Source organism: Helicobacter sp. 13S00401-1 (assembly GCF_002272925.1).
Lineage (GTDB): Bacteria > Campylobacterota > Campylobacteria > Campylobacterales > Helicobacteraceae > Helicobacter_I.
The window spans coordinates 95,911-109,166 of the sequence record NZ_MLAR01000001.1 but is presented as its reverse complement, the minus strand read 5'-3'; the positions used below and the strand labels follow the sequence as shown (position 1 = coordinate 109,166).

The 13,256-nt window shown below is 36.2% G+C and carries 14 protein-coding genes and 3 tRNA genes; 14 read left to right on the top strand and 3 right to left on the bottom strand.

All coding sequences use genetic code 11. The features are described 5' to 3' along the window. Positions 1-61 precede the first annotated feature (61 nt). Positions 62-1,345, bottom strand: a complete 1,284-nt coding sequence (locus tag BKH43_RS00535) for an O-acetylhomoserine aminocarboxypropyltransferase/cysteine synthase family protein (protein WP_095227409.1) — start codon at positions 1,343-1,345, stop codon at positions 62-64. Positions 1,346-1,524: 179 nt separating this feature from the next. On the opposite strand from BKH43_RS00535, the gene BKH43_RS00530 reads away from it, so the two are divergent. From BKH43_RS00530 to BKH43_RS00480, 11 genes are all read left to right on the top strand, one after another. Then, positions 1,525-2,442, top strand: coding sequence for a DnaJ C-terminal domain-containing protein (locus tag BKH43_RS00530; protein ID WP_095227406.1), 918 nt, complete (start codon positions 1,525-1,527; stop codon positions 2,440-2,442). Between the two features lie 2 nt (positions 2,443-2,444). Beyond that, positions 2,445-2,810, top strand: a complete 366-nt coding sequence (locus tag BKH43_RS00525) for a helix-turn-helix transcriptional regulator (protein WP_095227404.1) — start codon at positions 2,445-2,447, stop codon at positions 2,808-2,810. A 5-nt stretch (positions 2,811-2,815) separates the two neighbouring features. Continuing rightward, entirely contained in the window at positions 2,816-4,033 is a 1,218-nt protein-coding gene (locus BKH43_RS00520; protein WP_095227402.1) for a replication-associated recombination protein A, read from the top strand. A 109-nt stretch (positions 4,034-4,142) separates the two neighbouring features. Continuing rightward, the gene (locus BKH43_RS00515) at positions 4,143-4,877 is read left to right on the top strand and encodes a cytochrome c biogenesis protein CcdA (RefSeq protein ID WP_253248013.1); all 735 of its coding nucleotides are present in this window, start codon (positions 4,143-4,145) and stop codon (positions 4,875-4,877) included. Position 4,878: 1 nt separating this feature from the next. Beyond that, positions 4,879-6,078, top strand: coding sequence for an amidohydrolase family protein (locus tag BKH43_RS00510; protein ID WP_095227398.1), 1,200 nt, complete (start codon positions 4,879-4,881; stop codon positions 6,076-6,078). A gap of 32 nt (positions 6,079-6,110) precedes the next feature. Continuing rightward, on the top strand, positions 6,111-6,524 hold the full coding sequence (ndk, locus tag BKH43_RS00505) for a nucleoside-diphosphate kinase (RefSeq protein ID WP_095227396.1): 414 nt from the start codon (positions 6,111-6,113) through the stop codon (positions 6,522-6,524). 29 nt (positions 6,525-6,553) lie between these two features. Further along, complete coding sequence (locus BKH43_RS00500; RefSeq protein ID WP_095227394.1) at positions 6,554-6,940, top strand: hypothetical protein; 387 nt, start codon at positions 6,554-6,556, stop codon at positions 6,938-6,940. Between the two features lie 2 nt (positions 6,941-6,942). Continuing rightward, a complete protein-coding gene (gene rpmF, locus BKH43_RS00495; RefSeq protein ID WP_095227392.1) occupies positions 6,943-7,092 on the top strand; it encodes a 50S ribosomal protein L32 in 150 nt (49 codons plus the stop codon). Next, a complete protein-coding gene (gene plsX, locus BKH43_RS00490) occupies positions 7,092-8,111 on the top strand; it encodes a phosphate acyltransferase PlsX (protein ID WP_095227390.1) in 1,020 nt (339 codons plus the stop codon). Before rpmF ends, plsX begins: the two co-directional genes overlap by 1 nt. A gap of 7 nt (positions 8,112-8,118) precedes the next feature. Beyond that, the gene (locus BKH43_RS00485) at positions 8,119-9,126 is read left to right on the top strand and encodes a beta-ketoacyl-ACP synthase III (RefSeq protein ID WP_172402282.1); all 1,008 of its coding nucleotides are present in this window, start codon (positions 8,119-8,121) and stop codon (positions 9,124-9,126) included. Between the two features lie 79 nt (positions 9,127-9,205). Further along, positions 9,206-10,741, top strand: a complete 1,536-nt coding sequence (locus tag BKH43_RS00480; RefSeq protein WP_095227386.1) for a YifB family Mg chelatase-like AAA ATPase — start codon at positions 9,206-9,208, stop codon at positions 10,739-10,741. Between the two features lie 5 nt (positions 10,742-10,746). Here the strand turns inward: BKH43_RS00480 and murI are convergent, their stop codons facing one another. Both murI and BKH43_RS00470 read right to left on the bottom strand, forming a co-directional pair. Continuing rightward, positions 10,747-11,514, bottom strand: coding sequence for a glutamate racemase (gene murI, locus BKH43_RS00475; RefSeq protein ID WP_095227384.1), 768 nt, complete (start codon positions 11,512-11,514; stop codon positions 10,747-10,749). A gap of 36 nt (positions 11,515-11,550) precedes the next feature. Beyond that, positions 11,551-12,636, bottom strand: a complete 1,086-nt coding sequence (locus BKH43_RS00470) for an NAD(P)-dependent alcohol dehydrogenase (protein ID WP_095227382.1) — start codon at positions 12,634-12,636, stop codon at positions 11,551-11,553. Between the two features lie 318 nt (positions 12,637-12,954). On the opposite strand from BKH43_RS00470, the gene BKH43_RS00465 reads away from it, so the two are divergent. From BKH43_RS00465 to BKH43_RS00455, 3 genes are all read left to right on the top strand, one after another. After that, a tRNA-Thr gene (locus BKH43_RS00465) sits at positions 12,955-13,030 on the top strand. A 20-nt stretch (positions 13,031-13,050) separates the two neighbouring features. Next, positions 13,051-13,135 (top strand) — tRNA-Tyr (locus BKH43_RS00460). Positions 13,136-13,144: 9 nt separating this feature from the next. Further along, positions 13,145-13,221, top strand: a tRNA-Gly gene (locus BKH43_RS00455). The last annotated feature ends 35 nt before the right edge of the window (positions 13,222-13,256 follow it).

Here is a 13,256-nt window from a genome sequence, read left to right as displayed (position 1 = left end):
AAAAGCTAGCAGTAGATTTTTAAAAATCTACTGTTTTGAAAAGATAAGACCTTGCTAAATATTACTCACCTAAGGCCTCTTTTAAGTCTTCTTTTAAATCTTTAATATTTTCTATCCCTACACTTAGCCTTATAAGATTAGGCAAGATTCCAACTTTTTTAAGCTCAGCTTCACTAAGTTGGGAGTGAGTGGTTGAAGCAGGATGTACTATCAAAGACTTAGTATCGCCGATATTTACCACTATACTAAAGATAGAAGTGCTATCAACTACCTTTCTAGCCTCTTCTAGGCTTCCTTTATAAACAAAACTTACAAGCCCACTTGCACGCCCTTTATAAAAGTACTTTTGAGATAAGGCATAGTACTTATTAGATTCTAAAGCAGGGTAGCTTACGCTTTCTACTTTTGGGTGAGTTTCTAGGAATTTGGCAATTTTTAAAGCATTTTTAGAGTGCTTTTTTATCCTTATGGCTAGTGTTTCAAGGCCTTGTAACACTAGCCACGCATTAAATGGACTTAGGCTTGCTCCTATATCTCTAAGCAAGGCTATGCGGATTCTAAGTGTGTAGTTTGGCAAAGGTAGGCTTGTATAAACTAGCCCATGATAACTTTCATCTGGCTCATTAAAGTGTGCATAGCGAGGGTTATCTTTTATAAGCTCATTTAAGCCTTCTCTTTCAGTAATGCTTCCTGCCAGCACACTTCCTTGACCGCTTGCATACTTACTTAGTGAGTGAGTAACTACATCTACACCGTGTGCTATAGGATTACAAAGATAAGATGAAGCCACTGTGTTATCAGCTATGCTTATGATTTTATGCTTTTTAGCTATAGCAGCTATAGCTTCTATATCAGCGACTGCGATTTGTGGGTTGCTAAGTGTTTCAAAAAAGATGGCCTTAGTCTTAGAATCTATCTTAGATTCCAAAGTGCTTAAATCATCTATATCAAACTCCCTAGCTTCTATACCAAAGCATTTTAGTGTGTGAAAAAGTAAGCTAGTACTCCCTCCATAAATCTTATTAGCCACTAAGACATTATCCCCACTACCAGCTATGTTAGTGACAGCATAAAAAAGGGCAGCTGAGCCACTAGCAGTAACTACGCTTGCAGTTCCGCCTTCAAGCACACTTATGCGTTTTTCTAGCACATCGCAAGTTGGATTAGTAAGGCGTGAGTAGATGTTGCCTAACTCTTGAAGCGAGAAGCGATTACTTGCTTGAAGGCTAGTATCAAAGGCATAGGCTGTTGTTTGATAGATGGGCACGCTTACTGTTTGTTGCTTGTCTTTATCGTAGCCAAAATGTAGTGCGTTAGTTTGTTTTCCTAGTTTGTTGGTGCTCATGCTTAAGTCTCCTTTTAGTATTAAAGTAGAATCATTATATATAAAAAAATAAAATTACAATATGTGTTTTTATAAATTTACGTAATTTTTTTAAAATTGATGCTTAAGGACTAACTAAAGTTAATAAGGTTACGCTAAACTTTTACTTCGAAAATGACTAAAACTTAAAGGTGAATTAAATGGCTAAGAGTTTATATGAAACACTAGAAGTTAGTGAAAATGCAAGTAGTGATGAGATAAAAAAGGCTTACAGAAAGCTTGCACGCAAGTATCACCCAGATGTCAACAAAGACAAAGATGCTGAAGAAAAGTTCAAAGAAGTTAATGCTGCTTATGAGATATTAGGTGATGAAGAAAAAAAGAAACAGTATGACGCTTATGGTGATGCCATGTTTGGGAATCAAAGCTTTCAAGACTTTTCAAGAAGCCAAGGAGGAGCAGGGTCAGCGAGCTTTGATGACATACTAAATAACCTCTTTGGAGGTGGATTTGAAAGAGGGGGCAGAGGAGGAAGGACAAGCTTTAGCTTTGGAGGAGGTGGATTTGACTTTGGAGGAGGTGGGTTTGGTGGCTCTAGCTTTAATACTCCAAATACTGAGCGCTTAAATGTAAACGCCGAGCTTTATATAGATATACAAAAAGCACTAGTTGGTGGGAAAGAGACTATACAGTTAGGTGAGCATAAGTTTGATATAAAGATACCAACTGGGGCTATGGAAGGCACTAAGCTTAGGGCAAAAGGCAAGGGTAGAAGTAGTAATGGAGTAGTAGGAGATGCTATCTTAACGCTTAAGTTTAAAGAGAGTGAGAAGTATAGGGTTGATGGGCTAGATGTTTATATGAAGTTTGATTTAAGCTTAAAGACTGCACTTTTTGGAGGCAAGATAGAAATAGCTCTTCCTTCAAAAACTGTTAAGATGAAGATTCCAGAAAATACAAAAAATGGTCAAAAGTTCAAAATGAAAGGCCTTGGTTTTGTTAACTCTAAAATTGCCCAAACTGGTAATATATATCTAGTCGCAAACGTACTTTTACCAGATGTGAACTCTTTTAGCAGTGAGTTAAAAAATCTCTTAGAATCTGAATTAAAGGACTAATCATGCAATCATATGAAGAACCAGTCTATCTTATAAGCGTAGTTGCTAAGATTTTAAAAATACATCCTCAAACACTAAGACAATATGAAAAAGAAGGCCTTGTAGAGCCTTCAAGAACTCAAGGCAAGATGAGACTTTATAGCCAAAAAGATATGGATAAGATAAAAACAGTCTTACGTTTAACTCGCGACATGGGTGTAAATCTAGCAGGAGTTGATATTATCTTGCGACTTAAAGATAGGCTTGATGAGCTAGATGCGTTAAATGAAGAGCTTAGAAGTAAGGGCTTTGGAGATGCAAACAGCACTAAGGGTATAGAAAATAATGTAAGTTCTTATGAGCTTGTAGTTATTAACAAAAAGTCTTAACTTTTATGAGTAAGCTTGCCTTAAACTTAAGACCTAAAGACTTAGAATCTTTTGTGGGGCAAGAGCACTTACTTGGCAAAGGCAAGCCTTTAAGGCTTATAATAGAATCTAAAAATATCCCTCATATGATATTTTTTGGGCCTCCAGGCGTTGGTAAAACTAGCCTAGCTAAGATTATAGCTAGAGTGTTAGATGTACCTTTTTTAAGCCACAATGCAACTAACTTTAAGCTTGAAAGCTTAAAAAAAGATCTTTCTTCATTTGAATTAGGGTTTTTTAAACCTTTAGTTTTTATAGATGAGATTCATAGGCTAAATATCACCCAACAAGAATTCTTACTTCCCTTACTAGAAAACAATGAAATACATCTTCTAGCAGCAAGCACGCAAAACCCCTACTTTTCTTTAAGTGCTGCCCTTCGCTCAAGAAGCATACTTTTTGAACTAAAACCACTTAGCACTAAGAATATAGAATCTATTTTAGATAATGCACTTAACACCATCCCTAGTAAGGATAGACCTAAAAATATAGATGAGATAAAAGACTGGATAGCACTTAACTCAAACAATGACGCAAGGGCAGCACTTAACTTACTAGAAGTTGCTTTAAGCATGAAAGAGTATGCCAGTATAGAATCTTTACAAGAGATAACTAGTAATATGCTAGGGGTTAGCGAAGATAATGTGCACTATGATTTAATAAGTGCTTTAATAAAGTCTATTAGAGGGAGTGATATAGATGCTAGTATCTATTATCTTTCGCGCTTAATTAATGCTGGGGAAAATCCAGAGTTTATAGCTAGACGCTTAGTAATATTAGCTAGTGAAGATGTAGGTAATGCTAATCCAAACGCGCTTAATCTTGCAAACTCTACCATGCAAGCAGTAAGCAAGATAGGCTATCCTGAAGCTAGAATCATCCTCTCACAATGTGTTATCTACCTAGCTAGCTCTCCTAAATCTAATACTGCTTATAAGGCTATAAATCTAGCCATGAAAGAAACTAAAAAAGATACTAGTCTAGTTCCTTTGCATATTAGAACTAACCCTATAGGCTATAAGTATCCACACGATTTTAATGGCTATGTGAAACAAAGTTATCATAATGGCAAGCAGTATGTTAGTCTCAGTAACATAGGCTTTGAAAAGACCTTAAAAGACTGGCTAGAAAGCATTAAAAGTAACTCTAGTAAAGACTTATCACCTAAGAATAAAGATAGCTAAAGTAAGTGATAATAGTAATTAAATAATGGCAGACTAAGCATGTTTAACTTTTTCATATTTTAAAAAGCTAGACTCAAGAGTTTGTAACAAAAATCTATGGAGTGTCCCCTTGCAACAAGTATTAAGTCAAATGTTTGAACATTTACCAGTATTAGCTAGTTTTTTGGGTGGAATCTTAATGTTTATAAGCCCTTGCATCTTGCCTTTAATCCCCTCTTATATGTCTTATATATCAGGAGTTGGGCTAAGTGATACTAAAAACTACTCCCATAAGAAGACTTTAACATCTGCTATTTTATTTGTTATAGGTTTTAGCATAGTGTTTTTCTTTTTAGGCCTAGCTATGATAAATCTTTTTGAAAACATCTTTAACTATCCTTTTGTGCGCTATATCTCTGGGGCTATAGTTATACTTTTTGGGCTTCATTTTTTAGGGCTTTTTAAGTTTAAATTTTTATATAAAACTAAACAGCTTAATCTTTCTAAACTTGAACACAACAAAGCCCTTCATATCATCATGCCCTTAATCTTTGGCATAGGCTTTGCAGCAGGCTGGACTCCTTGTACTGGACCAATAATAGCTGCTATAACATTTTTAGCTGCGGCTAATCAAGCAGTGGCTATAGTTTCACTTATAGCTTTTATCATAGGTCTTGCTATACCATTTTTAGTATTAGCTTTATTTTTAGATAAAGGCTTAGCGGTTGTAAGAAGGCTTAAAAATTATATGAAGGCTATAGAGATAATAGCTGCTATATTTTTAATAGTAGTTGGAATCTTAATCATGCTAGGCAAGATAGAAGTTTTAGTTGCGTTGATAGAAGAAGGTGTCGGAGGATTTTAAAATGCTTTTTAAAGGTGCAAAGGTCTTAACTAAAGACGGCTTTAAGGCTAAAGATGTTTTGGTAAGTGAAGGAAAGATAGTAGAGATAAAAGATGATATAGAATCTAGCGATGAAGTGTTTGAGTGTAAAGGCTTAGCCTTACTTCCTGCCTTACTTGATGTTAATATCTTGCCAAAAGATTCTATCTTAAACTCTAAAAATCTCCTTCGCACCTCACAAAAGGCACTAAAAGGAGGTGTTGGAAGCTTATATCTAAGCCCAAATACTAAACCAAGAAATGACACTGAAGCAATTAATGCTCTAGTAAAAAGTGTTAGCCAAAGTGAGACTATAAATATCTTTTCTCTAATCCCAGCTTTTAATGAAAATGGTAACTTAAACGATATAAGCATCCTTTACTCAGGCAACCCAAAAAGTGCCATCTTTTTAGATAGCGATGTGGAATCTAATCTTTTATATCAAGCCTTTTTGTATGCCAAGATGTTAAAACTACCTTTGATAGTTAATGCCTTTGATACTCACATGGAAGTAGGGCTTGCTTATGAAAGTCCTTTTATAAGAAGCTTAGGGCTTGGTGAGATAAGCTTTTTAGGACAGCTAAAAGAGATAGCAAAAATAGCACAAATGGCAGAGTTTTTAAAAGTTAATGTGCTTTTTAGCGCGCTAAATGTAAGCGAAAGTTTTAAGATTCTAAAAGAAAGCAAGTATCTTTTTTCACAAGTACCTTTGCCTCATCTAATCTTTGATGAAACTAATCTTAAAGACTATGATACAAGATATAAACTTAACCCCCCACTGCTTCCTAAGGCTTCAAAAGATGCGCTTTTAAAGCTATTAAATGAAGCTTACATGCTTACTAGCCTACATAGCACAGTAAGCGTTCATCTTAAAAATCAAGTGTATGAAGATGCTAGAGCAAGCTTTGATAGTATAGAGCACTACTTTGGTTTGGCTTATACTTTTTTAGTTAAAAGCGGTGTTTTAAGCTTACAAGACTTACTTGCCAAGACTTCAAAAAATATCGCCAATTTTATGGGGCTTAATAAGGGCGAGATAGCTGTGGGCAAAGATTCTGATTTTATGCTAGTAGATTTAGAATCTAGCTATAAGATAGCCAACCCTGCAAGTCCACTAGATGGATTAGAGATTTTTGGGATTATTAAATATATGGTTGTTGGGAAACATATTTCTAAGATATAATCTTTAGCTTAATTTTAAACATAAGGAATGCCATGCAAAGAACACTATCTATCATAAAACCAGATGCTGTTAAAAAAGATGTGATTGGGAAGATCATAAGCAGATTTGAAAGCAATGGCTTAAAAATTGCCGCTTGTAAAAAGATCTTTTTAAGTACTGAAGAAGCGGGTAAGTTTTACTCCGTGCATAAAGAAAGACCATTTTTCAAAGACTTAGTAGAGTTTATGACTTCTGGGCCTGTAGTAGTTATGGTACTAGAAGGGAAGGATGCTGTTGCTAAAAATCGTGAACTTATGGGTGCTACTAACCCTAAAGAAGCAGCTAAAGGAACTATAAGGGCTGACTTTGCAGAAAGTATAGATGCAAATGCAGTGCATGGAAGTGATAGCTTAGAAAATGCTAAAACTGAGATAGCTTTCTTTTTTGCGGAATCTGAAATCTTTTAGTTTCTAAGTTTAAGTAAAAGGCTTAGGTAATGCTTGAGTTTAGAAAGATCGGAAAAACTAAAAAAGAAGTTAACTATAGATTAGATTCTAAAAGTGCGGATTTTTTAGAGGAATCTGAAAGCGTGAAGCTAGTAGGAGAGATATTTTTTGATGAGCTTACAAAGCTAGTAAAGTTTGAAGGTGCGTTGCATGCAACGTTAAATCTCATCTGTGTTAGAAGTGGTGAGGAGTTTGTGAAAAATATAACAAATCCTTTAACTTTATACATCTCAGATGGAATCTATGATTCCAAAGATGGTAATAATGAGCATATTTTGGATATTATAGAATTTTTTAATGGCTATGTAGATTTAAAAGAGATTTGTTTAAGCGAAGTTGAATCTATTAGACTTGATTATCATATAAAAGGAGAGTAAAGATGGCAGTACCAAAGAGAAGAGTTAGTAAGACAAGAGCAGCAAAAAGACGCACTCACTATAAAGTAACACTAGCAAAACCTATAAAAGATAAAAATGGTAACTGGAAGTTACCTCACTTCATCAACCCTGTGACTAATAGCTATAAGTAATGCTTACTATTTCCATAGATGCTATGGGTGCGGATAATGGCGTTTTGCCCATAGTCTTAGGACTAAAAAACGCTATTACTCACAAAGACTTTAAGGCCGTACTTTGTGGAGATGAAAGGTTAATAAAGCCTATACTAGATACTAATATTAGTCCTAACAAACTAAAGCAAATTGAGATTATCCATACAGATGATTATATACATCTAGATGAACAAGCAAGTGTTGCCATCAAGAGGAAAGAGAGTTCTATCTATAAGGCGGTCTTACTTGTTAAAGATGGCAAGGCTGATGCGATTGTTTCATGTGGTCATAGTGGTGCTACCATGGGTCTAGCTACACTTTTAGTAGGACGTATAGAGGGTGTAAGTCGCCCTGCTATTTGCACTTGCATGCCTTCTATTACAGATAAACCTAGTATCATCTTAGACGCTGGGGCTAATACTGATTGTAAGCCTAATTACTTAGTAGACTTTGCCATAATGGGCTATCAGTACGCTAAGTCAGCCTTAGAATATAAAGATGTGAAAGTTGGGTTACTTTCTAATGGTGAAGAAGACACTAAAGGTAATGAGCTAACAAAAGAAACTTTCAAGCTTTTAAAAGACTATCCTTTCTTCATAGGCAATGTAGAAGGGCCAGATATCTTTAATGGTAAAGTTGATGTTGTAGTTTGTGATGGCTTTATGGGGAATCTTGTCTTAAAGGCAAGCGAAGGTGTTGCTGGAGCTATCTCAACCATACTAAAGCAAGAGATAAAAAAGTCTCCTCTTAGGATGCTAGGTGCATCTTTGATAAAAGGGGTTTTTAAGACTTTAAAGTCAAAAGTTGATTATGCAGAGTATGGTGGGGCACCACTTTTAGGAGTTAAAAAGCCTGTGATTATAAGTCATGGAAAAAGTAATGCAAGAGCAGTTGAGTGTGCCTTATACCAAGCGATGAAAACTTGCGATAGCAGTACATGCTTACGCATACAAGAAGCCTTTGTTGAGACAAACTTAAAAAGAGAAGCTATTAAATAGGATTGGAATTATGAATTACGCAAGTATAAAGTCCATAGCCTCTTATGTACCTAAATATTGTGTGGATAATAATTATTTTAGTGATTTTTTAGAGACAGATGATGAGTGGATAACTAAACGCACAGGTATAAAAACTCGCTATTTTGCTAGCAGTGAAGAAAAAAGTAGCGATCTAGGTCTTAAAGCTAGCCTTAAAGCGCTTGAAAGAGCAGGTTTAAAGGCAGAGGAGCTAGATCTAATAATCTGTGCTACTTTAAGTCCAGATTATGTGAGTATGCCTTCAACTGCTTGTGTCATAGCAGAAAAACTAGGTCTTAAAAACACTCCAGCCTTTGATGTAAGTGCAGCTTGTACGGGCTTTATCTATGCTTTAAGCATGGCTAGGGCTTATGTGCAAGGTGGTATTTATAAAAATATCCTAGTAATTGGGGCTGAAAAGATAAGTTCGGTGTTAGATTTTACAGATCGAAGCACTTGTGTGCTATTTGGTGATGGTGCGGGGGCTAGCGTAGTTTCTCAAAGCCAAAAACCTGGAATCTTAGATGTACATATAAATTCAGATGGAAGCTATGCTAACTCTTTAAAAACACCGCGCATAGGTTCAAAAACTACTAATAAGCTTTTAGATGATATCTTGCCAGCATATGAAGATAAAAAACAAGCTCTTCATATGAATGGCTCTGAAATCTATAGGCTAGCAGTTAGAAACATTACTAATAGCGCCAAAGAGATTCTAAGTGCTAATAATTTGAGTGCAAAAGACCTAAGCTACTTTGTCCCTCACCAGGCTAATCTTAGGATCATCCACTCAGTGGCAAATGCCCTAGATCTAGACTACTCAAAGTTAATCTTAACAGTGCAAAAGTATGGTAACACCTCAGCAGCAAGTATACCTATGGCTATAAATGATGCTTATGAAGAAGGCAAGTTAGATAAGAAAGGGCAACTTATCTTGCTTGATGCTTTTGGTGGTGGGCTAACTTGGGGTAGTGCACTTTTTTATACTGACTTTTAAAGGCACTTTTAGCAAGTAGGCTTTATCTTCAACTAACTTTTTGGCATTTATCTATCATAAAGCAAGGGAAGTTTAAAACATGACTAACAAGATCTTATGTGCTACTATGGAGGGGATAAGTGCTAAGGTAGTAGAAGTTGAAGCAACCTTCATGCGCGCTTTGCCTTCTTTTAATATAACTGGCCTTGCTAATTCTTCAATCCAAGAATCTAAACATAGAGTTATGTCAGCTTTAGCTAATAATAATATTGCCCTCCCCATGCTCAAACTAAATATTAATCTTTTCCCTTCAGACCTTCCTAAACATGGCAGCCATTTTGACTTGCCCTTAGCCTTGCTTATAGCCCTTTATAAAAAGCCTATAAAGCTAGGTGATATCTTTGCCTTTGGTGAGTTAGGACTAGATGGAAGTATAAAACATATAGATTCTATCTATCCTATACTGCTTGATGTTTCCTTGTTAAAGCCTAATGCAAAAGTGATACTCCCTCGTGCTGGCAAACATCTTTTTGCGCACATCCCTAATCTTAGATGTATTTATGTAGATAGTTTGCAAGAAGCCATAACTAAGCTTAGTGAAGAAGACTTGCAAGAAGGCGTTAATGAAGTAGATGAGTTTCCTTTTGAGTTTATAGAAGTTTTGAGTAATAAGTACTATTTTAGTTCTAAGTTTGACTTAGATTTCAAAGAAGTAAAAGGGCAAAAGCAAGCAAAGCGTGCAGCACTAATCGCTGCGGCAGGATTCCATAATATCATTTTTGAAGGAAGTCCAGGTTGTGGTAAAAGCATGATATCTAAGCGTATGCGTTATATCTTGCCTCCACTTAGTGCAGAAGAGATGATAGAAAGCGTAAAACTTCAAGCCCTAGACTTGCAAAAAACTGAGTACACTCCTTTAAGGAATCAAAGAAATCCTCACTCAGATGCTTCAAAGTCTAGCATACTAGGAAGTGTTACTCAAACCCAAGTAAGACCAGGCGAGATAGCACTAGCACATAATGGAATCTTATTTTTAGATGAACTTCCCTACTTTAAAAGAGAAGTTTTAGAAGCACTTAGAGAGCCTTTAGAGAATAATAAACTTTTAGTCTCTAGAGTGCACTCAAAAGTTATTTATGATACATCTTTTCTTTTCGTTGGCGCACTTAATCCTTGTCCTTGTGGCAATTTGCTAAGCCTTACTAAAGAGTGTAGATGCAAGGAGGCTGAGATAAAAACTTATAGAAACAAGCTTAGCGAGCCTTTCTTAGATCGTATAGACTTATATGTGCAAATGCAAGAAGGCGAGATAGCAGGCGGGCTAGATGCAAAAAAAGAAAAAGATGGGATGGAATCTAAAAGTATGCAGCAAGCAGTCTTTGAAGCCTTTAAAATGCAAAAGCAAAGAGGGCAGCCTGTGCTTAATGGAAAGCTAGATGAAAAGGGTGTGAGTGAGTTTTGTAAACTAGATGAAGAGCTTTCTTTCTTGCTTCAAAAGGCTGTTTCTAGATTTAACCTAAGTCATAGAGGCACTCAAAAGGTGCTAAAAGTAGCTAGGAGCATAGCTGATTTAGATTCTAGTCTTAGTATTAAAAAAGACCACCTGCTAGAGGCCTTTCAGTACAGAAGGGCTTAGTAGCTTTATAGATTTAGCCATTTAGTGGCATTTTCTTGAAGCTTATAGACATTGCTTGAAGCATGGTAGTTAATCTTAATCTTATCTCTTGGACACGAGGCGATATTATAGTGTTCGTTTAGATAGCTAGCCATGGTTTCACCTGAATGTATAAGAACACACTTACTTCCAAAGTACTCTTTTAAACTAGGTATAAGCAAAGGAAAGTGAGTGCAACCTAGCACTAAAGCATCTACATTTTTTACATCTTTAAAGTAGTGATTAAAAGAAGCTTTTACTAACTCCCCTTCATAGATTCCAGCTTCTACTAATGGCACAAAAAGCCCTGTCTCTAAAGCTTGCACGTTAATAAAGCCTAAGTCTTTAAGCCCATCTTGATAGATGTTAGAGCTAATGGTAGTTTGGGTGCCTATAACTAAGATATTACTAGTCTTTGGAAGATTCTTAGAAACTATGGCCTTCATACCACTTTGTATAACGCCTATGATGGGAATCTTAGTGTTTTCTTGCATGAAAGGGATAGCACAGGCTGATACTGTATTGCAAGCTACTATTATAAGTTCAGGCTCAAAGCCTTCTAAAAAGCTAAGGGCTTCAAGTGAGAAACTTATAATGGTAGTTTTATCCTTACTGCCATAGGGTACGCGCGCAGTATCACCATAATAGATGATATGTTCAAACATATTAGCATCAATTAAGCTTTTAACAACGCTTAGCCCTCCTATACCACTATCAAATATGGCTACTTTTTTTATAGGAGTGCTATTTTTCATAAGTGGCTACCTTTAGGTTATAAACTTTAAAGGTGATTATATAGATTTTTTCATATCTATGACATATCTAAACTTAGCTTTTCCGCTAGTTAGATTTTCATAAGCCTTATCTATCTTATCAGCAGTTATAAGCTCTATCTCTGGATAGATATTATTAGCCACTGAGTAATCAAGCATCTCTTGGGTTTCTTTTATCCCGCCAATAAGAGAGCCATATACTTTTTTATTAGCCTTAAAAACTAATGTAGAAAGTTCAACTCCTACGTGATCAGCACTAGGCGGCAAGCCAACTATAGCCATCTCGCCTCCAACTTTAAGTAGCTCTAAGTAAGGCGCTAAGTCATATTTTGTAGGTATGGTAGAGAGGATAAGATCAAATCTATCTTTTACTTTTTTAGGATCTGGACTATCATAGAGGGCTTTTACACCTAGCTCTAAAGCTTCTTTTTCTTTGTTTTTATTTCTCGCAAAAACACTTACTTCAGCCCCTAGTTTTAAAGCGTATTTTACAGCCATAAGACCTAGTCCTCCAAAGCCAGCTACTGCTACTTTATCGCCCTTTTTGATTTTTGAAAACTTTAGGGGTGAGTAAGTTGTGATACCAGCACAAAGAAGTGGGGCTACTTTTTCTATCTCTGCTCCTTTTGGTACAGTGATAGCGAAGTCTTCACTTAAGACTATATTATCAGAGTAGCCTCCATAAGTTGGGGTGTTGTTATGGAATCTATCTAGGCTGTTATAGGTAAAAACTACGCCATTTTCACAAAACTGCTCATTACTTTGCTTGCAAGGCTCACACTCTCCACAAGAGTTCACCATACATCCTACCCCTGCGTAATCTCCAACTTTAAACTTTTTTACATCCTTGCCAACTGCTATAACGCGACCTGCTATCTCATGCCCTGGCACCATGGGATAGATTCCTTCTGCCCACTCACTTTTTGCATTGTGTATATCACTGTGACAGATTCCTGCATAAAGTATTTCTATTAAAATGTCTTTATCTCCTAGTGGGTGGCGAGTGAAGTTAAACTCTTTAAACTCAGAATCTTTACTATCTACTGCCCAGCCTTTAGAGCTAATAGGCGCATTTTTGCTTGCTTCTTCTAAATATTTTTTCATGGTATCTCCTTAAATAAGATAAATTAAATGTTTTTATTAAATCCTAGCTTGCATCAAGTGCATATTATAACGCTTAGGTGTGGGCTTTGACTTTATGAAGGCACTATATAGTATACGTTATTGTAAAAAGAGCTTTATTTGGGAAGATATACCATTTATATAAGAGTTCTTATGAAAGGCTTAAAAAGTAAAGAGTTGAAAATATTATGCTTTTAGCAGTTTTATACTTGACATTGCTTTTTGTTTTACGTACAATTTGCTTTCGTTTTTAATTAAATGACAAGTAGTGCTTAGTAAGGTATTATTTGATATGTTTTTGCTGGTTTAGCTCAGTTGGTAGAGCAGCTGCCTTGTAAGCAGCAGGCCGGGGGTTCGAGTCCCTTAACCAGCTCCAGTTTTTACAACTTATTCTAAGGTGAGTTACTCAAGTGGCCAACGAGGGCAGACTGTAAATCTGCTGACTTTGTCTTCCGTGGTTCGAATCCACGACTCACCACCATTTCTTGATGCGGGAATAGCTCAGTTGGCTAGAGCATCAGCCTTCCAAGCTGAGGGTCGCGGGTTCGAGTCCCGTTTCCCGCTCCACGCATTTTTCCATGTGATATTTTTCCCTATTTTTC

Excerpts from the sequence above, each read along its gene's own strand:
- BKH43_RS00535 (WP_095227409.1), bottom strand. The coding sequence starts at position 1,345 with ATGAGCACCAACAAACTAGGAAAACAAACTAACGCACTACATTTTGGC.
- BKH43_RS00530 (WP_095227406.1), top strand. The coding sequence starts at position 1,525 with ATGGCTAAGAGTTTATATGAAACACTAGAAGTTAGTGAAAATGCAAGT.
- BKH43_RS00525 (WP_095227404.1), top strand. The coding sequence starts at position 2,445 with ATGCAATCATATGAAGAACCAGTCTATCTTATAAGCGTAGTTGCTAAG.
- BKH43_RS00520 (WP_095227402.1), top strand. The coding sequence starts at position 2,816 with ATGAGTAAGCTTGCCTTAAACTTAAGACCTAAAGACTTAGAATCTTTT.
- BKH43_RS00510 (WP_095227398.1), top strand. The coding sequence starts at position 4,879 with ATGCTTTTTAAAGGTGCAAAGGTCTTAACTAAAGACGGCTTTAAGGCT.
- ndk (WP_095227396.1), top strand. The coding sequence starts at position 6,111 with ATGCAAAGAACACTATCTATCATAAAACCAGATGCTGTTAAAAAAGAT.
- BKH43_RS00500 (WP_095227394.1), top strand. The coding sequence starts at position 6,554 with ATGCTTGAGTTTAGAAAGATCGGAAAAACTAAAAAAGAAGTTAACTAT.
- rpmF (WP_095227392.1), top strand. The coding sequence starts at position 6,943 with ATGGCAGTACCAAAGAGAAGAGTTAGTAAGACAAGAGCAGCAAAAAGA.
- plsX (WP_095227390.1), top strand. The coding sequence starts at position 7,092 with ATGCTTACTATTTCCATAGATGCTATGGGTGCGGATAATGGCGTTTTG.
- BKH43_RS00480 (WP_095227386.1), top strand. The coding sequence starts at position 9,206 with ATGACTAACAAGATCTTATGTGCTACTATGGAGGGGATAAGTGCTAAG.
- murI (WP_095227384.1), bottom strand. The coding sequence starts at position 11,514 with ATGAAAAATAGCACTCCTATAAAAAAAGTAGCCATATTTGATAGTGGT.
- BKH43_RS00470 (WP_095227382.1), bottom strand. The coding sequence starts at position 12,636 with ATGAAAAAATATTTAGAAGAAGCAAGCAAAAATGCGCCTATTAGCTCT.